The 19,477-nt window shown below is 39.7% G+C and carries 14 protein-coding genes and 1 tRNA gene; 8 read left to right on the top strand and 7 right to left on the bottom strand.

From position 1 onward, the window contains the following. Nucleotides 1-61: 61 nt before the first annotated feature. The gene (gene lspA / locus CC90_RS0109670; protein WP_035315288.1) at nt 62-586 is read right to left on the bottom strand and encodes a signal peptidase II; all 525 of its coding nucleotides are present in this window, start codon (nt 584-586) and stop codon (nt 62-64) included. Nucleotides 587-1,169: 583 nt separating this feature from the next. Here lspA and CC90_RS0109665 point away from each other — a divergent pair. Next, nucleotides 1,170-1,862, top strand: coding sequence for a response regulator transcription factor (locus tag CC90_RS0109665; protein ID WP_031390567.1), 693 nt, complete (start codon nt 1,170-1,172; stop codon nt 1,860-1,862). A gap of 7 nt (nt 1,863-1,869) precedes the next feature. After that, nucleotides 1,870-3,129 carry a HAMP domain-containing sensor histidine kinase gene (locus CC90_RS0109660; RefSeq protein ID WP_031390566.1) on the top strand — a complete coding sequence of 420 codons (1,260 nt, stop codon included), beginning with the start codon at nt 1,870-1,872 and terminating at the stop codon, nt 3,127-3,129. A 57-nt stretch (nt 3,130-3,186) separates the two neighbouring features. Here the strand turns inward: CC90_RS0109660 and CC90_RS0109655 are convergent, their stop codons facing one another. From CC90_RS0109655 to CC90_RS0109645, 3 genes are read right to left on the bottom strand one after another with little or no spacing between them, the layout of a single operon-like run. Then, complete coding sequence (locus tag CC90_RS0109655) at nt 3,187-5,166, bottom strand: serine hydrolase domain-containing protein (protein WP_051869368.1); 1,980 nt, start codon at nt 5,164-5,166, stop codon at nt 3,187-3,189. A 15-nt stretch (nt 5,167-5,181) separates the two neighbouring features. After that, nucleotides 5,182-7,692 carry an ABC transporter permease gene (locus CC90_RS0109650; RefSeq protein ID WP_031390564.1) on the bottom strand — a complete coding sequence of 837 codons (2,511 nt, stop codon included), beginning with the start codon at nt 7,690-7,692 and terminating at the stop codon, nt 5,182-5,184. 13 nt (nt 7,693-7,705) lie between these two features. Continuing rightward, a complete protein-coding gene (locus CC90_RS0109645; RefSeq protein WP_031390563.1) occupies nt 7,706-8,467 on the bottom strand; it encodes an ABC transporter ATP-binding protein in 762 nt (253 codons plus the stop codon). Between the two features lie 364 nt (nt 8,468-8,831). Here CC90_RS0109645 and CC90_RS0109640 point away from each other — a divergent pair, with 364 nt between their 5' ends. Beyond that, the gene (locus CC90_RS0109640; protein WP_031390562.1) at nt 8,832-9,857 is read left to right on the top strand and encodes a GGDEF domain-containing protein; all 1,026 of its coding nucleotides are present in this window, start codon (nt 8,832-8,834) and stop codon (nt 9,855-9,857) included. Nucleotides 9,858-9,917: 60 nt separating this feature from the next. On the opposite strand, the gene CC90_RS0109635 is transcribed toward CC90_RS0109640, so the two are convergent. The 3 genes from CC90_RS0109635 to CC90_RS0109625 form a co-directional block, all read right to left on the bottom strand. Next, nucleotides 9,918-10,118, bottom strand: coding sequence for a cold-shock protein (locus tag CC90_RS0109635; RefSeq protein WP_031390561.1), 201 nt, complete (start codon nt 10,116-10,118; stop codon nt 9,918-9,920). A gap of 438 nt (nt 10,119-10,556) precedes the next feature. Further along, a tRNA-Trp gene (locus CC90_RS0109630) sits at nt 10,557-10,627 on the bottom strand. A gap of 76 nt (nt 10,628-10,703) precedes the next feature. Beyond that, complete coding sequence (locus CC90_RS0109625) at nt 10,704-11,714, bottom strand: LacI family DNA-binding transcriptional regulator (protein ID WP_031390560.1); 1,011 nt, start codon at nt 11,712-11,714, stop codon at nt 10,704-10,706. Nucleotides 11,715-12,047: 333 nt separating this feature from the next. On the opposite strand from CC90_RS0109625, the gene malQ reads away from it, so the two are divergent. From malQ to CC90_RS0109595, 5 genes are all read left to right on the top strand, one after another. Then, a complete protein-coding gene (gene malQ / locus CC90_RS0109615) occupies nt 12,048-13,538 on the top strand; it encodes a 4-alpha-glucanotransferase (RefSeq protein WP_031390559.1) in 1,491 nt (496 codons plus the stop codon). A gap of 138 nt (nt 13,539-13,676) precedes the next feature. Next, nucleotides 13,677-14,984: an extracellular solute-binding protein gene (locus CC90_RS0109610; RefSeq protein ID WP_031390558.1), complete on the top strand. Its 1,308-nt coding sequence runs from the start codon at nt 13,677-13,679 to the stop codon at nt 14,982-14,984. Between the two features lie 136 nt (nt 14,985-15,120). Next, the gene (locus tag CC90_RS0109605) at nt 15,121-16,494 is read left to right on the top strand and encodes a carbohydrate ABC transporter permease (protein WP_031390557.1); all 1,374 of its coding nucleotides are present in this window, start codon (nt 15,121-15,123) and stop codon (nt 16,492-16,494) included. Beyond that, complete coding sequence (locus CC90_RS0109600; RefSeq protein ID WP_031390556.1) at nt 16,494-17,366, top strand: sugar ABC transporter permease; 873 nt, start codon at nt 16,494-16,496, stop codon at nt 17,364-17,366. Before CC90_RS0109605 ends, CC90_RS0109600 begins: the two co-directional genes overlap by 1 nt. Nucleotides 17,367-17,586: 220 nt before the next feature. Continuing rightward, nucleotides 17,587-19,302, top strand: coding sequence for an alpha-amylase family glycosyl hydrolase (locus CC90_RS0109595; RefSeq protein ID WP_031390555.1), 1,716 nt, complete (start codon nt 17,587-17,589; stop codon nt 19,300-19,302). The last annotated feature ends 175 nt before the right edge of the window (nt 19,303-19,477 follow it).

Below are 19,477 nucleotides of genomic sequence, written 5' to 3'. Positions count from 1 at the left end.
CTATGGGCTGCCCGTGGCTTTGTTAATAACCGCGGGCAGCGCTTTTGTTAGCATAATAAGTCTATTGTTTGTTCGAAGTCTTCCCGAACAAAAAGCTGAGTTCATCATCCTTATAATAGAAGAAGCAGATAATGCAAAGAAGTACCATTCCCACGCTCACATAGCAGTCGGCGACGTTGAATGTAGGAAAATTGATGGGAACGAAATAGATGAAGTCCACTACATAACCATTTTTTACCCGATCTATCAGATTCCCGATTCCTCCGTCTATAATAAGAAGAAAGGTGAGGCGCATGATATGGAACCTCTTTCCTTCCGGAATCTGAAAATATTTCCAAATGATGAAGAGCATAACGCAGGATGTCAGGGCGATAAGAAATCCCTGTTTGCCGAGAAAGGAGCTGAACGCCGCTCCGGTATTTTCCAAATAAGAAAATTCCAGTACGCCTGGAAGCAGTGCGAAATCCGCCTGCCCTTTTAAATTTCTGACGGCAAGAATCTTGGTGAGCTGATCCAGGCCGATGAGCAGGACTGTACTCGAAATCAATAGGAGAGCCGACATAACTTTTTTAGATATATTTTTCATTTCTATTTTCATATCCTTTCTATAATGAATTCATTTTCCCATATACATTACAATCGAGATTATCATTTATGTTCATGAAAAACAAAAAGTCCAGAAATCCGAAACCGAGTGAATTTCTGAAACTATAATCAAATGGCGGGAATAGTGGGAACCGAACCCGCATCGAGGGCTTATAAAATTCCGTTCAAAAGTCTTAGGATAAGTTGGACTTTCTTGTAATAAAATTCTTAAATTAGAATAACATTTTTTTAAAAATAAATCAACATCCAAGAGATTATATGTATTTGATATTGCTTATTTTATTATCCAATAATAGATAGAAGGATTGATAAAATCTAATACAATTAAAATTGTAAAATTTGAAAATCGTATCATAACAGGTGAGAGAGAAGGCGGATTTCTTATAGGAGTGTCATATACATTGGAGAAGTTTTTTTAACGGCGGGAAAAATCCAGCTCGTAATGTTTCGGCAGAGGTATTAATTGCTTTTTTATTTATTTCTTGGTACTATTTATAAATAGGATATAAAAGTATTGTAGTTGCTAAAAAGTTAAGAAAAGATATCTTTGAGGGTACATAGATATGAAATACGATTGCTTAATTATAGATGATGAATTGGATATTGCCAAAACCTCGGCGGAATATTTTGAAATGTTTGGTATTAAGACTGCATATGTCACAGAATATGAGGAAGGACTTCGTTTTTTTGATACGAATGAAGTGTCATTACTTATTTTGGATATTAATTTGAATGAGCGTTCCGGATTTGAGTTCTGTAAGACAATACGCAGTAAATCGGATATTCCCATATTGTTTATTAGCGCAAGGGACAGTGAAGGAGACGTATTAACAGGGCTTAATATTGGAGGAGATGACTATATTGTAAAGCCATTTACCTTAAATATTTTACTGGCTAAGGCTAAGGCCATGCTAAAACGTTACCAAACTTACAGGAGCAAGGAAGAGAAGACAGATTCACCGCTTCCTCCGCATATTAAGATAGATTATAATTACAGGCAGGTCAGTGTAAATGGAGAGGTTGTGAAATTTAAGAATCAGGAATTTCGATTGCTCACATATCTGATCAGGAATTGCAATCGTGTCATTTCAAAAGAGGAATTATTTGAGAAGGTATGGGAGGATGCTTATGTAAGTGATGTTACTTTGAATGTCCATATCAGGCGTATTCGTGAAAAAATTGAGCCGGACCCTAAGAATCCGGAGTACATTAAGACGATCTGGGGTGTAGGATATGTATTCGAGGTAAAGGTATGATATTGAAATGAAGAAGATAAAATATATCTTTATAAATATGATAATAGTGACATTAATCGCTGTTGCGGGAATTATAATTATAAACGGGAGGCAGCTGGAATACAGTAATGATATCGTAGCTCTTAACCGGATAACTATCGAGGCAAGTAAGAACTTTGAACATTTGGAAGATATGAATTTGCAACCGGATACAGGAGAATTTGCAATTTATAATTTGAACGGTGAACTGATTTACAGTCATGGTTATAATGCTGAAACAATGATTGCGGCAGTGAAAAAGGCAAATGCCATGCAGAATATTATCTTAGATGATAAGGTTCTTGGTACGGTAGTTCTTGCACCGACATATGAGAACATCATGTATAATTACCAGGCACAGATAATCTTTATCCTGTCTTGTGTTTTGATTGCAATGTGGGGAATCAGTATAGTATCAGCTTTCTATATCAATCGTTCAATAATAAGACCATTTGAAGAAATGAAGGATTTTGCGAAAGAAATAGCGATAGGAAACCTGGAAATAAATCTAAAGATGGATAGGAAAAATATCTTCGGTATATTTACTGAAAGTTTCGATATCATGCGTATGGAGTTAAAATATGCCAGAGAAAAAGCAGAAAAGATAGAAAAGAGCAAAATGGAACTAATTGCGTCCATCAGTCATGATATTAAGACACCTATTACGTCTATTATGGTCATATGCGAATTCTTAAGCGTAATTATTAAGGATGAAGCCCAGCTTGCTAAGATTTTATCCATATCCGCCAAGGCAGAGCAGATTAATCTGATGACGGCAGATTTGTTAAACAGCCAGCTTGAGGAATTGGGAGAATTAAAAGTAACAATGGGTTCGGTTCTTAGCAGCGATATCGGTAATATGTTCGAACTTGCAGACGGCAGGGAAAAAATCGTCGAATGCAGGATTGAAGATTGTATTATTAAGGCTGACAAAGTCCGAATGCAGCAGATTATTAATAATATTATTGATAATTCATATAAATATGCGGATACCGAGATATGGATCGGGAGTAAACTCTTGGACAACAGTTTATTTATCAGTATAAAAGATATGGGAAATGGAGTTGCAGAAGAAGAGATACATAAGGTAAAAGAGAAATTTTATCGTGCTAAGGGTACGGAAAATAAGCACGGCAGCGGACTTGGCCTATATATAGTCAATGACCTTATGAGCAAAATGGAGGGCAGCGTATCCTTTCGGAATGAAGAAGATGGATTTATTGTTGAGCTGGAATTGAAATTAGTATAAATGGTACAAAGGGGATGTCGAGACAGACAGCCCCTTTTTGTAATAGAAAAGTCGTTCTTATTTTATTTTGAATTCAGTTCCTTGTTTTCCGGCAAAAGCGATATAGCCGTCTTCTATCAGATACGAAGTCATGGTACCGTTCATGAATAGTGAGGAATCTATAAGCGCGCCGTATTGATTATATATAAAATAGCTGCCTTCTCCCGATATCTCAATGGAGGTGTATGTCCCGGCAATGGATTCGGTAATGCGATACCATTGGGTAAATCCATCTGTTTGAATAGTATAGGTTTGGTCTAAATTAAGATTAGATAGATATTCTTCGCCTACATATTGAAAGCCGCTGGTGGATGACAGATACTCCAGATTATCTTTTGGCGTAATATTTATATCCACGATATCGCGTTTCTTTCCAACGTTTGAGAGGGAATCATTACCGGTTATGGCGTAGAGTGATCCATTTATCACAAAATAATTCTCATTGTGATTTAAAACTTCCCCCTCAATATATGGTTTTGATATATAACTTGCACTGGCATAATGTTCATCAAGAAGAAAATACTTTTTGTTATTTCTGTTTTTCCAAGCCGTTTTGGCTTGACTGGAAGCTTGAAAGTCATCTAACTTAGTAGCGAGTGTCAAACTGGAGAAGTCTGTAGATACACCGAAATATTTTGCATAATATTCCGCTTGTACGGCATATGTATTGCCGCTTTTAATGAGGCGAAAGCCTTCCGTTATGTAACGCTGCGATGCAGGCATAATAGTATTTAATATATTATCATCTTTGCAGATAAAATAACCGGAATCCAGATAGGTTAGTTCAAAGCTCTTATTTATTTTATTGTTAGATGAGGCTGGTGCGGAATATAACGTTAAGTATATTTTGTTGTTTTTAAAGTCAAGAGTAAAGGAAGTGACACCATTGTATAAACCTGTAAATTCAAAATATTCATCAGGAACGGCGGCAGGTTCGCCTGAAAATGCGGTTTCGGGGGTGACTTCTTGGAGGCCGATGGTTGAATTTAATGCGCTTAATAGTAATTCATTCGATAAAAGCGAAGCATAAGTGCTGCTTCCCTCTGAGGATACAACGGCGGCAGACATATTGTAATCCGGAAGAACGGTAAGCATTGCATGGTAATTATCCGTATCCCCGCCTTTTGTAACGGCTTGAATATGATATGTACTGAATGGATACGCATTTACCTCATCCCATCCAAGACCATAATTGCCATCATAGATAAGAGGACCGGCCACCTGTTTTCTTATGGATTCGGCAACACTTGCACTGCTTAATACGGAATGGTGATCCTTCATAAACATAGTTGAAAAGGTACATAAGTCTGCTGCAGTAGAGAGAATACCACCGTCACCAAGAGTTGTTGTCATTACAGTGGGCATAAGCCGATTATTCTTATAGGTAGCGGCAATATCGGAATTTTCAAAATCGGAGTGCATGGTTATGGTGTCATTGGCACCCAAAGGGGCCATTATATATTTTGTAATGTAATCTGTATACGAAAGGCCGCTTACCTCCTCAATGATAAGTTCCGCCAATTCAAAAGAGTCATTACTATATACCGAGTACTCGCCGGGGGAGGCCTTTAAGCGCTGAGTGCTTAAGTGTTTGAGAATACGGTCGTGATTGGAATCATCAATGCAGCCATACAAATCAGAATTTGAGTATAAAGATCCAAGAAGACCGGAAGAATGATTGAGCAGCATACGGATGGTGATTTTTTTATAACGTTCATCCGGCATCGTAAATTGTGGAAGGTATTCTGATACAGGAGAGTCTAATTTAATAAGCCCTTGGTCTGCCAGCTTTAAAATTGCGGTTGTAGTAACTGTTTTGCTGATGGAACCTATGCCATATATTTTATTTTCTGCAGTAAGAAGAGCTTCAGAGGGCTGATGTTCCGATGTGGAATTGTTATTTTTACTGTTTTTGGCGGATGAAGGAATAGGCAGCATCGTAAATCCGACAAGAAGAGAAAAAAGGCTTATAAAGGCTTGTAAATATAGTTTTTTCATAAATAAATTCTCCTTCTAATTTTCAATCAGTTCATAAGCAGAGATATGTTTAATTTTTGAAGTAAGGAAATAAGATGCCATATAAGTGAACGAAATTATGATTATAGCAGCGGATAGTAATGTAATTATTGAGGGTAATTCATATTGGAACCCGCGCCAGCCTACAAGAGAAAATAGCTTTGTTACAAAAGGTAACGTTATTCCATAAGCAATAAAGGAACCTAGGAAGGCGCCGACAATAGCGGATGGCAGCAGACAAAAGGTAAGCTGTTTTCTTAATTCGCCAGTAGTAAACCCTAATGCTTTTAATATACCAAATTCCGGCTTTTTAGCGTTCACTGTCTGTTTCACCATAATAGAAAGCACAACGAAAATAATGATTAATGTAATTACCAGGATGAAAGTTGCCAGAAGTCCGAATGCCAGTTTAAAAACATTGAGATAACCTGCCAGTAAAGAGGTATTTGAGTACACATCTTTAATGGGATAAGCAGAGGTGCCACTGCTTAAGACTGTATTCCCATCTATATTCAAGGCATACTCCATGCTATCGATATTATAATTTTGTTTTAGTTTGATCATTTTTGAATCGATCATGTTTTTAATTGCAGAATATTTATTATTAGTATTTGCGGATACTATTCCGGATAATAGTTCGCTCTGGGTATATCCGAATTTGTTAAATATAAAGTCAGCAAACTGCTCATAGGTATAGCCTTTATCGAGATAAGCACATATTGTACTGGGAGCATAGGCGGCATATAGCCGCTTATAGCCATCTTCGGTTAAATAAGTATTATAAGACATGATTGAAGAAGTAATGCCTGAGATGATATAATCTGCTTTAATACCAATTGAGTTTAACGTTATGACATCTCCGATACTTTTGCTTAGCAAGCTGGCAACATGAACAGAAACAGCAATTTCATTATCATTGACAGGAAAGCTTCCGTCAGAAATTTTAATAGATTCCAGATTATTAAAATTATCGATTACACGAGCGTTGTAAGATGTATTGTCAATTGTTACGCTTTCAAAGCCTATCCTTATAATTTTTAGCACATTTTCATTACTGTCTATAATTTTGGAAATTTCTTCTATATCGGCATGATCATCGAGTGTGATATTGGCTTCGGTTATTTCGTTGTCGAGTAAGTTTTTTATAAAAGAGTCATTGATTCCGAAGCCTTCAAATAGTATGAATCCAAAGCATAATGTAAAGCTTACAATAGTAATGATTATGCAGGTAGATATATTCTGCTTTTTAAACATAATCCAATTTTTTAAACAGAGTATCTGATGGATAGAACCTTTTGCATGTTCAAGTTCTACTGCATTTGTCTTAATATTGTGAGACAGAAGCCCCCCTCGGAGTATAACGGCAACAGGCAGTTTTTTTACTCCTGCGGTGGATAGATAAGCAGCCAGCCCAATCAATAGGGTAATAATCAAGATTATTATTATGTCTAAACTTATGTGAGCAGTATTTTTAATAAATACACCGGTGATCAATATGAGTATTTTATGATATAACGGAGAACAGGCATAGGAAAACAAGGTGCCTATGATACTGCTGATAAAACTGATGATTATGTATTCGAAGACATACCCTAAGGCAATTTGTCTGCTTGTATATCCTAATGCCTTCAAGGTGCCAATGGCGGTAAGGTTTTCAGTAATACCGGATTTGATTCTATAAATTGCCATAATAAGAGCAACCATGAAAATTACTCCTGAAAATGCAATAATAATGGTTGAAATAATAGAAGCGAATAAGGTAAATGCCACTGAAAAATCAGGACGCGCAGCGGCCATTTCTATACATTGGGTATTCCTGGTATATGCTGAACTATAGTCAACGAGTTGAGATTCAATATAATGCAGAGCAGCATTATCATCTACGGTGAAGTTTAGTAATGTTTTAGTTCCGAAATTAGATGATAATTCATGAAAAACATCAGCTGTCACGACAATTCTTGTCTGCAAGAAATTAGTAACAGCTCCAAACTCCGATACATAGCAAAAGCCTAGTATTTCATATGTATACTCTTGCTCAGAGGAATCCCTTAATATGAAGGAAGAGCCAATCTTATAACCGAGTTCCTGAAAAGCGATGGGTAAATATACCCCGCTTTTATTTTCCTGAGGATTCAAAATATTAATTAGGGAAATAGAGCGTTCTACATTTATATTTTGGATGAACATGGACGCAGGGCTGGGGCTGCTGATATTGGGTGAGTAGTATTTACCGGAAAATGAGATGACATCTTCTGCGTTTACACCGGTGACATGTTCTTTTGCTTCCAGAAAGGCTGCAAAATCCTCATAATACATGTTAGGCGAAAAAAGCATATAACAATCAGTTCCGTTTAATTTTTCGCTTTGAGATTCAAAAGAGGAGTTAACTTCTCCGGTTGATAATATCACATTAAAAAAGCAGGCTGCAATTATCACAATAATGGCGAATGAAACGGCACCATTATGTTTTCGCTTTAAACTTGTAAGTGCTAAATGTAGTGAAATCATTAAAATGCCTCCTTTACCAATTGTTCTGTTGAAGAAAGTCCCGTGCTTTTTTAGAGCGTTCTTCCATATTTGCCTCTGAATATTTAGCCAGATGAAGTTCTCCGCATACTTTCCCGTCCATTAGGTAAATGATGCGATTGGCTCTTATGGCAGCTTTTATATCATGTGTTACCATTACAATACTTTGACCTTTTTGATTTACTTTTGTCAGAATATCCAGAACATCTTTGCCGGAAGAAGAATTAAGAGCTCCGGTAGGTTCATCCGCAAACAGGATATCAGGCTCATTAATTAAAGAACGAATAAGGGCAGCGCGCTGTTTTTCACCTCCCGATAATTGGCTGGGAAATTTGCGCCAGATTTCTTCTGTTAATCCAACTTGAAGAAAAAGCTCTTTTGCACGTTTAATGATTTCGGGTTTGTTATTGTTTACAAGATATCCGGCAGTCAAGACATTATCCAAAATACTCATATTCTCCAGAAGATAGATGTTCTGAAATACAAATCCGCAGTGCTTTTTTCTGAAGTTAGCCAGTTCATCGCTGTTAAAATCCTGGATTTCAGTACCTTGAAAGATAATCTTGCCAAGAGTAGGGGTATCCATTCCGGATAATGCGTATAAAAGAGTAGTCTTGCCTGAGCCTGAGCTTCCCATTATAATGGTAAAGTCGCCTTCATAAATATCAATGTCTAAATTACAGAGGACATGCTGTTGCTGTCCATCGGATGAAAATGTTTTACATAATTGTTTTGTCTGTAAAAATAATTTATTCATATGTTGTACCTTTCTTATTTTTCTAGTATCAATATATCAAATAAATTGGAAATAATCTTTTCCGGCAATTAAACAAATCCTTGTCAAATTCTTAATCATTATATTTTTCTGCTTTTTTACGTTAATACTGCTTAATATTTCATATTTTAGCAGCCGATGAGGTTCGTATAATTATAGTTTTCCTGTTTCATATAATGGCAGAAGTTTATAAATATATATAATGTAGATATTAGAAATTATGTTATAATACAAAATGGAGCAAAGCGTTATGCCGTGCGTACTGTTTTACAAATTAATTTATGCCCTCGCACCTAATGTGCACTAATTTTAAAGATGATGTCTTTCAAAGGAGAAAGTTTTTAATATGATACATACAGATTCGGAGAGTACATTAACATCTAAACCCAGTGATAGTCCAATCGTCAGAAACAGCATTCCGGTAAGAATGCTTATAGCTTGTGTATTTTCATGCATTCTGGGGATTGTCTTAATGGCGGTGACAGCACACTATTTGGTGATGAGTGTGTTTATTTGCATTCTTGCATGTATCTTCATAACCACTCCGCTGTCAGTTAAAGGAAGAATTAGTATTGAAGCAGCGTGTCTTGCTCCAATGTTAATTTTATGCTTTGTATATACACCTATCAGTTGGTTTACCTTTGACGGTTTACTAGGTTGTACGCCCTATCTGTCTATTCTTTTTCTTACAATTATTACGCTAACATATTACCGTAAAATTCAGATATTTGTGCTTTCCTCGTATACCCTGCTTATATTAGGTCTTACAATTCACTGGTTAGTATCTTGGACGGGGGAGGGAGATAAGATTCAGATAATTAACATACTGGCAGCATATATCCTTACCGCTATATTAATTGTTAGTATCGTAGAGACAGTAAAACGAAAGAACCTTAAAATTAATAAATTGATTGAGGATATTTCTATACACGATGAACTTACAGGATTATTGAATCGTCGGGCCATTGAACAGATTATTGTTAAACAAGAAAGTCTTTTTAAAACTGAAGGTGTTGAATATGCAACTGTTATGATAGATGTTGATGATTTTAAAAATATTAATGATAATTATGGGCATCACCTAGGTGATTTGGCGCTTAAAAATGTTGCAGAATGTATTCGAAAGAGCATTAGTTCGACTGATTATGTTTTTCGCTTTGGAGGTGACGAATTTTTAATCGTGCTGTCTGGCGTTGATAAAGTAAAGGCATATCAAGTATGCACAGATATTCAAAAAGAATTGCACGAAAAGCAAGGGGATGAATTATTGATAACAGTAAGCGCAGGTTATTCTTTGCGTTCAGAAAGCTTAAATATTGCAGAATTGTTGAAACTTGCTGACAGGCGAATGTATCAAGCCAAAAAGAGATGAGTTTATAAACGGTGGCAATAAAAAAAGACCACTTATAAAGTGATCTTTTTAAGATACTACTTATGCGAGACAAACATTAACTGCCTGTAATCCACGAGCACCTTTTGTAACATCAAATGTTACAGACTGTCCTTCATCCAATGTCTTATATCCATCCATTGCAAGACCTGAGTAATGTACGAATACATCATCGCCCTGCTCGTTAGAGATGAAACCAAAACCTTTTTGTCCGTTGAACCATTTTACTGTACCTTTATTCATGAAAGATACCTCCTTAAATTTAATTATATTTTGTAAAATAAAAAATCACATATTTTTGGTAAATCATCAACATAAATAATGACTTACAAAAAATATGTGAAATCAAAACTTTATCAAAAATACTTCTTCATGATATCAGAGAAAAAAGCAAAAGTCAAGATATATTTAAAGAATAAACCTAAAATTAGTCAGATACTAAAAGGAGGCGGGAAGGAATATAGAAGTAATCCAGACAAAAAATGATGAAATCATCCAATTATGAAGTGCGCCACTTTTGGATATCCTCTACTTTCTTTCACACTGCTAACACGATACAACTAAGTATAAAACGACATAAAGAATATATGTTCGATTTGTATTAAAGCGCTTTAAATGTCAAGAACATAAAAAATCCTAGAATATCGTATTAACACGATATTCTAGGATTTTCTTTAAGAGCAGGGGCAGTAGGAATCGAACCCACATCGATGGTTTTGGAGACCACTGTTCTACCCTTGAACTATGCCCCTATATGCGGCTTTTTTGAACCGCCGAATCATATTATAGCATAAGGATTATTTGATAGCAAGACATATTTTGCAAAAATCAGACCGTTTTTTTATGTTCCTTTGCAGGGGCAGTAGAAGCTCTTTCGATGTATTGGGCGTGGAGCATTGTGCGGCTGATTGAAACGTGATTGATCAACCCGCTCAGTGCGAAATAGCCGCATTTTCCAAGTTCTACCCTGTTTTGCCGTATGGTAGTAAGGGGAGGGTCCAAGTGGGCCGAAATCGGTAAATCATCGAAGCCAATAACGCTGATATCCTCAGGGACACGAAAGCCGTGCATAGAACATTCCATGATGGCGCCGGAAGCAATTAAGTCGTTTCCGCATAGGATAGCGGTAGCGCCTTCTGCAAGGAAAGAGGGAATATGATACTTCGCGCTCTCCGCAACGTAATAACCATATGCAGTCAGCTTCTCATTGAATGTGAGGTTATGAGCTGCGAGGCTATCCAGATATGCCTGCATACGCTGTTCAGAGACCATGGAATTGGGAGAACCATTTAAAAAGGCGATTTTTTTATGGCCCAAAGAAATTAAGTGTTCCATGGCAATATCGATACCTTCAAAGCTATCGGTTCCTACATAAGCCACGTTGGGATTCTTCCTTATGTAATTATCGAAAAGTACGGTAGGAATCGTGGTGGAATTAAGCTGGCTCATCCAGTTGTCCTGAAGGGAGAAACCAAGAAGAAAACCGCCCCGGTAACCATTTTTCAACATGTAGGTGTCATATTTCTCCTGCATCTGAAAGGTAGGATTGATGGGGAGTACAGTAATATCCCATTTGTCCCGGTATGCGGCCTGCTTAAAGCCTAAGATAATTTCGTAACCGAACTGGTTATTCGTCTCATAATCCATATTTTCAATAAAAACGCATAACTTTTTGTGTTCTTCTTTTTTCATTTTTTTCGTGGTATATCCGATTTCCACTGCCGTATCGAGGACGGTCTGACGAAGCGCTTCGCTGATGTCGCTGGCTCCGTTCAAGCCTTTGGATACGGTGCTGACGGATATTCCGAGTTTATTTGCAATATCTTTAATCGTTGCCATATGGTTTCCTTTTCTGTTATCTGCTGATTCATGCTTTTTAAGCCAATCTTTTTTGCATCATTTTTTATTCTTTTTATTGTCTTAGTTTCCTATTAAACAGTATATAAGCAAAACAAAATGATTTCAAGTTATATTATTTTTTCGAATAATGTTTTCGGAAAAAAAGAAATAATGAACAAAAAGTTGGAATGAAAATCGGTAATTATGTCAAATGTGATAATAAAGTTCTTATAGGCATTGACAAAACCGATAGAGAAGTGGTAAATTTATCTCAGATACGAAACTTTACGAAAAATAATACGAACGTATGTATAAGTAATGGAGGCAAAGGCAGTGAGTAAGAAAAGATTTACAAGAGGAGCAGGAATCCTGTTATCGATTACAAGTTTGCCTTCAGCTTACGGAATAGGTACATTGGGGGAGGAGGCCTTCCGCTTTGTGGACCTGCTGGTGGATCTGAGACAGCGGTACTGGCAGGTATTGCCGATTGGTCCTACGAGCTTCGGAGATAGCCCTTATCAATCATTTTCCGCCTTTGCAGGCAATCCCTATATGATAGATTTGGACGATTTGACAAGAGATGGTCTTTTGAAAAGGGAAGAAATCGGAAGCTACAACTGGGGCAGTGATGAACATGATATTAATTATGCGGTTCTATATAATAACAGATTTAGTGTACTTGAGCAGGCGTATGGACGCTTTGACAGAAAGAGTGCGGATTTTCTCTCCTTTTGCGAGGAGAAAAAGGGATGGCTGGAAGACTATAGTCTCTTTATGGCAATAAAGACGGAGTCGGAGGGCAAGGAATGGTTGAGCTTCGACAAAGAGCTGCGAGAACATGATGAGAAGGCAATTTCGGCTTATAAGCATAAGCACGAGGAAAACATAGACTTCTGGAAGTTTTGCCAGTACAAATTCTTTGCTCAGTGGAAGAGGCTGAAGGCCTATGCCAACAGCAGAGGAATTGAGATAATTGGAGACGTTCCGCTTTATGTGGCTCTGGACAGTGCAGATGTATGGGGGCATAGGGAACTGTTTCAATTAGGGGTGGATGGAACGCCCGAGAGGGTAGCAGGTTGTCCGCCGGATGCATACTCAGCAGACGGTCAGAAATGGGGAAACCCTCTGTACGACTGGAAGCAGATAGAGAGAGAGAACTTTCGCTGGTGGCGTATGAGGATGAAAGCGAATGCCGGACTGTACGATGCTTTGCGAATTGATAACTTCAGCGGTCTTTTGAAATATTACAGCATCCCCTTTGAAAAAGGCGGTGTGAAAGACGGAAAGTGGGAAAAGGGTCCGGGGAAAAAGCTTCTGGATATTATGGAGGCGGAATCGGGCGAATGTAGGATTATGGTGGAGGACCTGGGGCCCTGTATGCCGGCGGTAAAAAAGATGCGGGAGAAGATGGAATGGCCCGGAATGAAGGTGTTGCTGTTCGCTTTCGACGGCGATATTTCTTCGGAATATCTTCCTCATAATTACATAGACAGAAACACCGTGGCTTATGCGGGTACACACGATAACGAGACGATTGTGGGCTGTTATCGAGATAAGACGGAATATGAGCTGGCATTTTTATATGAATATTTGAATATAGATTCCAAGGATGCGATTCCGGACGCCTTCATAAGACTCGCTTATTCCAGCATTGCAGATGTAGTTATTTTACAGATGCAGGATATCCTGAAGCTGGGAAATGAAGCGAGAATGAACCACCCTTCTACGGTAGGGAGCAATTGGCGCTGGCGGGTATGGCACGACTGTCTAAGCGAAGAGAGGCGGACGTGGATAAGGACTATATCTACTATATATAGACGCTAAAATGCTGCGATGAAGCTTCGGGCTGAATTGCAGCGATAGAACATCAGGTATAGGATGTGCAGGGCACATTTTATATATATGGGCGACAGCCCTGAGACAATATTAAGACAAGGTCAAAGAAAAAGGAGAGGAAAATTAATGAAAAAGAAAATGTTAGCATTGTTTATGACAGCCGCTATGGTGGCATCTTTGGCAGGTTGCGGAAGCACAGCGACCACAACGACAGAGGCTCCGGCTGAGACGACAGAAGAAGCCGCAGCACCGGCAGAAGAGGCTGCTCCAGCGGAAGAAACTGAGGAAGAAGCGCTTACTGCAGATATTCTCGTATGGGGACCGTCCGAGGATCAGTCGGCAGAAAACGGTAACTGGCTTCCGACTATGTGCGAGCAGTTCGCAGCACTTCATCCGAACTGGGATCTTACATTTACCTATGGCGTATGTGCGGAAGGCGATGCGAAAGCTACCGTAACGCAGGACGTTGATGCAGCAGCAGATGTATATATGTTTGCAAACGATAACCTTACAGATTTAATCGCTTCGAACGCTATTGCAAGATTGGGCGGTGAGACGGAAAGCTATGTTAAGAGCACGAATTCTCAAGCGATTGTAGATTCCGTATCTCTTGATGGAGCGGTTTACGGCGTTCCTTTTACAACGAATACATGGTTCATGTACTATGACAAGAGCGTATTTTCTGAGGAAGAAGCAGCTAATCTGGATACTATGGTAGCAAAATCGAAGATTGCATTCCCTCTTTCCAACTCATGGTATATCGCTTCTTTCTATGTAGCAAATGGATGTACTCTGTTTGGCAATAGCAATGATGAAGCACAGGGAATCGATTTTAGCGGCGATAAAGCGACTGCAGTAACGGAATACCTCGTAGATTTAGCAGCGAACCCGAACTTTGTAAACGACGCTGACGGCGCAGGCCTTGCAGGCTTACGTGACGGAAGTATTTCTGCAATCTTCTCAGGTTCTTGGGATTATGCAGCAGTAAAAGAGGCTCTCGGTGACAACTTCGGAGCAAGAGAACTTCCTACGATTACAATTAACGGCGAAGAAAAGCAGATGATGGCATTCGCGGGCTCTAAGGCGATTGGCGTTAACCCTAACAGCGATAATATGCAGGTTTCAGTTGCTCTTGCAAGCTACTTAGGAAGTGCGGATGCACAGAGAGCACATTATGAAATGAGAAGTATCGTTCCTTGCAACACGGAGCTTTTGGCAGATCCTGCACTTCAGAGCGACGCTCTCGTAGTAGCGCAGAATGCGACCTTCGATAATACCGCTATTATTCAGCCGTTCGTAGCAGCGATGGGCAATTACTGGACACCTGCTGAGAATATGGGTAAAGCATTTGTTAACAAAGAAGTGACACATGCAAATGCAGCGGAAAAAACAGAAGCTCTTAACGATTCTTTAAATACATCTGTAGTGGAATAATAGGCAGTAAAATGGTAAAATAGGAAATATAAGAGACGATTTCCTAAAGTATAAAATTTCACAAAAGTGATAGTTTCCGAGGTGTCCGTATCTTTTCGGGCACCTTGGGGTATCTTTCGCTTCAGGAGGTTACAGCATGGGAGAAAGAAAAAAGAGAGTAAAAGAGTTCGCAACGCCTTATACGGTAGGTAATGCGGTGAAAAAAGGCGATTTGGTAACAAAGCTGTCTATGCTGTTTATGGGAGCGGGAAACATTGCGCGCGGACAGATAGTTAAGGGACTTTTATTTCTCGCGATTGAAATCAGTTACATTTTATTCATGGTTCAGAACGGCATACATAACTTAGCGATGATGCCCTCATTGGGCACGCAGGCCCAGCAGGAAACATGGAATGAAAAAAAGGGTATTTATGAGTATGTTGCCGGAGATAACTCGCTGATTATCTTGTTATACAGTGTAGTTACCGTGTCCATTACATTAGGCTTTATCGTGCTTTGGATGGCTTCTCTCCGCAGCGCTTACAAGGCGGAGGTTTTCAGCAAAAAAGGTAATCATATCAATTCTTTTAAAGATGACATCAAGGATTTGTTCAATCAAAATTTACATATATTGTTAATGACGCCTCCAATCATGGGAGTATTGCTTTTTACCATAATGCCTCTTATTTTCATGCTTACTATGGCTTTTACCAATTACTCGAAGTATGGGGATCATTTGGTTTTGTTTGATTGGGTAGGCTTGGCGAACTTCATTAAGGTGCTTAGCTTTCGGGATTCCATGGGTCAGACCTTCTGGTCTGTACTGGCATGGACGCTCACATGGGCTGTACTTGCTACTGGCCTGAACTATGTATTCGGTATGATATTGGCTATTATCATCAACAGAAAAGATACGAGAATAAAAGGTTTCTGGCGATTCTGCTTCGTGCTTTCCATCGCAGTTCCTCAGTTCGTCTCTCTGCTCATCATGCGGACGATGTTGCAGCCTGAGGGCGCGGTAAATACCATGCTAAGGAACGTAGGGCTCATTGAGACTTCCCTCCCATTCTTTACAAATACGATGTGGGCCAGAGTGACCGTTATCATAATCAACCTTTGGATAGGTATTCCTTATACGCTTCTTCAGGTCACGGGAATTCTTCAGAACATACCGGGAGAGCTCTATGAATCGGCGAGAGTGGACGGCGCCAATATATTTACCATTTTCTTTAAGATAACCTTGCCTTATATGCTGTTTGTGACGACGCCATATTTGATCACACAGTTTACCGGCAACGTAAATAACTTCAACGTCATTTACCTCCTGTCGCAGGGCCATCCTACGCCAGTAGGTTCTACTGCGGGAAAAACGGACCTTCTGATTACGTGGCTGTATAAACTCACAATCGATTTCCAATACTTTAATCTCGGAGCGGTTATCGGTATCATGACCTTTGCAGTATTAGCTGTTGTAGCTATCGTGACGTACAGAAATACGGGCTCTTATAAAGATGAGGAGGGATTCCAATGATGAAGAAGAAAGAAATGGTTGGTGCAAGAACGAGAAAAACTATTACGAACGTCATTGTCCACGTTTTTCTGGCAGTATTGTCAGTGGTATGGCTGTTTCCCATATTCTGGGTAGTATTAACGAGCTTTCGAGGAGAAAAGGGTTCCTATATGTCGACCTTCTTCCCTAAAACATACACGTTTAACAATTATATCAAGCTTTTTACCGAAACAAATGTGTTGAATTTCCCTAAGATGTTTGCGAATACGTTAATTATTGCTATTTTTTCCTGCGCTATTTCTACGTTTTTCGTGCTGGCGGTTTCCTATAGCATGTCCAGATTAAGGTTCAAGGCGCGAAAGCCGTTAATGAACGTGGCTCTCGTGCTTAAGCTGTTTCCGGCCTTTATGTCCATGATTGCTGTTTATTATATTTTAAAAGCTATGGGTCTGTCGGAGGGAGCGATGATCCGCGTGGCGCTCATCCTCGTCTATTCCGGAGGGGCCGGTATCGAATTCTACATAGCCAAGGGCTTCTTCGATACGATTCCTAAGGCATTGGACGAAGCGGCATATTTGGACGGCGCAACTAAATTTCAGGTGTTTACGAAGATTACGGTTCCGCTTAGTAAGCCGATCATTGTCTACACGGTGATCACTACATTTATTGCTCCCTGGGTAGATTTTATCTTTGCCAGAGTTATATGCAGGGCCAATGCTGAGTATTATACGGTGGCGCTGGGACTTTGGAAGATGCTTGAAAAAGAGTATATTGACAACTGGTACACCGCATTTGCCGCGGGAAGCGTATGTATATCCATCCCGATTGCAATTTTATTCGTGGTAACTCAGAGATTCTACTCAAGCGGCATGTCCGGCGCAGTAAAGGGATAATCTTACTAAAATAATATGAACTTAAATTGCAGGCAGAGCAGTAATCGAAAAAGAAATCGTGAATGCGCTTTGCCTGCATATTTTATGTAATAGAAGAATAGGGGAACAAAAGCTGTGCTATTGAAGTGCTCGGCTGCGAGATGGAATGAAGCACACTTTCGTTCTGATGAATACAGAAGATTGCCGTAAGTTTAGAAAAGAAATTGGGAGGAGATTGGTTATGAAAAAGAAGATACTCGGTATATTACTGGCAGTTTGTCTGGGTATCAGTTCGTTTGCGGGCTGCGGATACGGAGGAAAGGTTGCGGATGAGAAGGGTGGAGTTGCTTCGAATGGAGCAGACGAAGGAAATGAGGCGGGAAGCAATACAGATGCTTCATTAGATGGGAGGGTGGAAGAAAAGCCCGCATTAAATGTGCGGGATGATAAATACCGTACCTTTTATGAGGTTTTCGTATATTCCTTTTATGATGGAGATGGAGACGGAATTGGTGATTTAAAGGGATTGACGGAGAAACTTGATTATATCAACGACGGAGATGACTCTACGGATACCGATCTGGGATGCAACGGTATCTGGCTGATGCCTACTATGCCGTCCACTACTTACCATAAATACGATGTGACGGATTTCTATGGAATCGATGAACAGTATGGAACGATGGATGATTTCGAGGAATTCATGGCGGCGTGCGATGAGAGGGGAATCGATGTGATTTTGGACCTGGTACTGAACCATACCTCCTCATCTCATCCCTGGTTCCTGAAAGCCGGCAGTTATTTGAAAAGCATAGGAGATGCAGAGCCTTCTGTGGAGGAATGCCCTTATATCGATTATTATAACTTTTCCAGGGAATGGGGATCCGGCTATGTCGAGCTTGACGGAACATGGTATTATGAAGCACAGTTTTGGAGCGGAATGCCTGACCTCAATCTTGGAAGTGAGGCGGTGAGAGGAGAAATAGAGGATATCGTTGATTTTTGGCTGGCAAAGGGAGTTGACGGATTTCGGCTGGATGCTGCAAAGGAATATTATTCCGATGCAGTAGATGCCAACAACGAGGTTCTTTCCTGGTTCAATGAAATGGTGAAAGAGAAAAAGCAAGATGCCTATATCGTAGCGGAAGTATGGACGGATATGGATACCTATGCGAAATATTATGAAAGCGGTATAGACAGCGTCTTCGACTTTGCCTTTGCGGACAGCGGAGGAATCATTGCGAACACAGTGAGAGGAAACCAGTCGGCCAGTGGATTCGGAAAAGCGCTGCAGGCCTTGGATGAGAAGTTCTCACAGTATAATCCCGACTACATCGATGCGCCCTTTTATACCAATCATGATTTGGGAAGAAGTGCAGGCTATTATTCGGGAGATAATGCTGAGAACCAGACGAAAATAGCCGGTGGGTTGAATCTTATGATGAACGGTTGCTGTTTCCTATATTATGGGGAAGAGCTGGGAATGAAGGGTTCTGGCAAGGACGAGAATAAAAGAGCGCCCATGTATTGGAGTGAAAACAGCGAAGAAACGGGCATGTGCTCCGGACCGCCGGATATGGATGCGGTAAAGATGAAATATGGCAGCCTAAGCGAGCAGAACGAGGCAGTCGATTCTATTTACCATTATTATAAGGAAGCGATAAGACTTCGCAATGTTTATCCTGAAATTGCAAGGGGAGAGGTAAGCTATGTGGAGAGTGCTTCCGGCGATAGTGTGTGCGTGGTAAAGAAATCATATGAAGGCTCGGAGATACTTCTCGTTATGAATATCTCAGAAGAAGAACAGACCGTGGATTTGAGCGGAATCACCGTAAATCAAAAGGAAATAAATGGCGAGGAAGCACTGGGGGGTGCACTTCTTACGGGTGAGCAAAAGATTGGAGTGGCAAGTGCAGAGGTTGTTATGCCACCATATTCCATTGGGGTGTTTCATTGAGCCAGAGCAGGAATTCTTTTATCGGGGGCTTCAAGAATTCCTATGTCTCAGTTCCGTAGCATATAATTGCCGGAAACCTTCCCGTACCAGGCTTTCCCACGAAAGGTTACGGGGGAGGGTTTTTGGAGGGAGTATTTTGGAGTCGAATGGGTTGTGAATATATGAGAGGAATGGG

The organism is Kineothrix alysoides, from assembly GCF_000732725.1.
Classification (GTDB): domain Bacteria; phylum Bacillota; class Clostridia; order Lachnospirales; family Lachnospiraceae; genus Kineothrix; species Kineothrix alysoides.
This window is presented reverse-complemented; position numbering and strand designations above follow the sequence as displayed.

Excerpts from the sequence above, each read along its gene's own strand:
- CC90_RS0109660 (WP_031390566.1), top strand. The coding sequence starts at position 1,870 with ATGAAGAAGATAAAATATATCTTTATAAATATGATAATAGTGACATTA.
- CC90_RS0109640 (WP_031390562.1), top strand. The coding sequence starts at position 8,832 with ATGATACATACAGATTCGGAGAGTACATTAACATCTAAACCCAGTGAT.
- CC90_RS0109605 (WP_031390557.1), top strand. The coding sequence starts at position 15,121 with ATGGGAGAAAGAAAAAAGAGAGTAAAAGAGTTCGCAACGCCTTATACG.
- CC90_RS0109610 (WP_031390558.1), top strand. The coding sequence starts at position 13,677 with ATGAAAAAGAAAATGTTAGCATTGTTTATGACAGCCGCTATGGTGGCA.
- CC90_RS0109635 (WP_031390561.1), bottom strand. The coding sequence starts at position 10,118 with ATGAATAAAGGTACAGTAAAATGGTTCAACGGACAAAAAGGTTTTGGT.
- CC90_RS0109625 (WP_031390560.1), bottom strand. The coding sequence starts at position 11,714 with ATGGCAACGATTAAAGATATTGCAAATAAACTCGGAATATCCGTCAGC.
- lspA (WP_035315288.1), bottom strand. The coding sequence starts at position 586 with ATGAAAAATATATCTAAAAAAGTTATGTCGGCTCTCCTATTGATTTCG.
- CC90_RS0109645 (WP_031390563.1), bottom strand. The coding sequence starts at position 8,467 with ATGAATAAATTATTTTTACAGACAAAACAATTATGTAAAACATTTTCA.
- CC90_RS0109600 (WP_031390556.1), top strand. The coding sequence starts at position 16,494 with ATGAAGAAGAAAGAAATGGTTGGTGCAAGAACGAGAAAAACTATTACG.
- CC90_RS0109665 (WP_031390567.1), top strand. The coding sequence starts at position 1,170 with ATGAAATACGATTGCTTAATTATAGATGATGAATTGGATATTGCCAAA.
- CC90_RS0109655 (WP_051869368.1), bottom strand. The coding sequence starts at position 5,166 with ATGAAAAAACTATATTTACAAGCCTTTATAAGCCTTTTTTCTCTTCTT.
- CC90_RS0109650 (WP_031390564.1), bottom strand. The coding sequence starts at position 7,692 with ATGATTTCACTACATTTAGCACTTACAAGTTTAAAGCGAAAACATAAT.
- CC90_RS0109595 (WP_031390555.1), top strand. The coding sequence starts at position 17,587 with ATGAAAAAGAAGATACTCGGTATATTACTGGCAGTTTGTCTGGGTATC.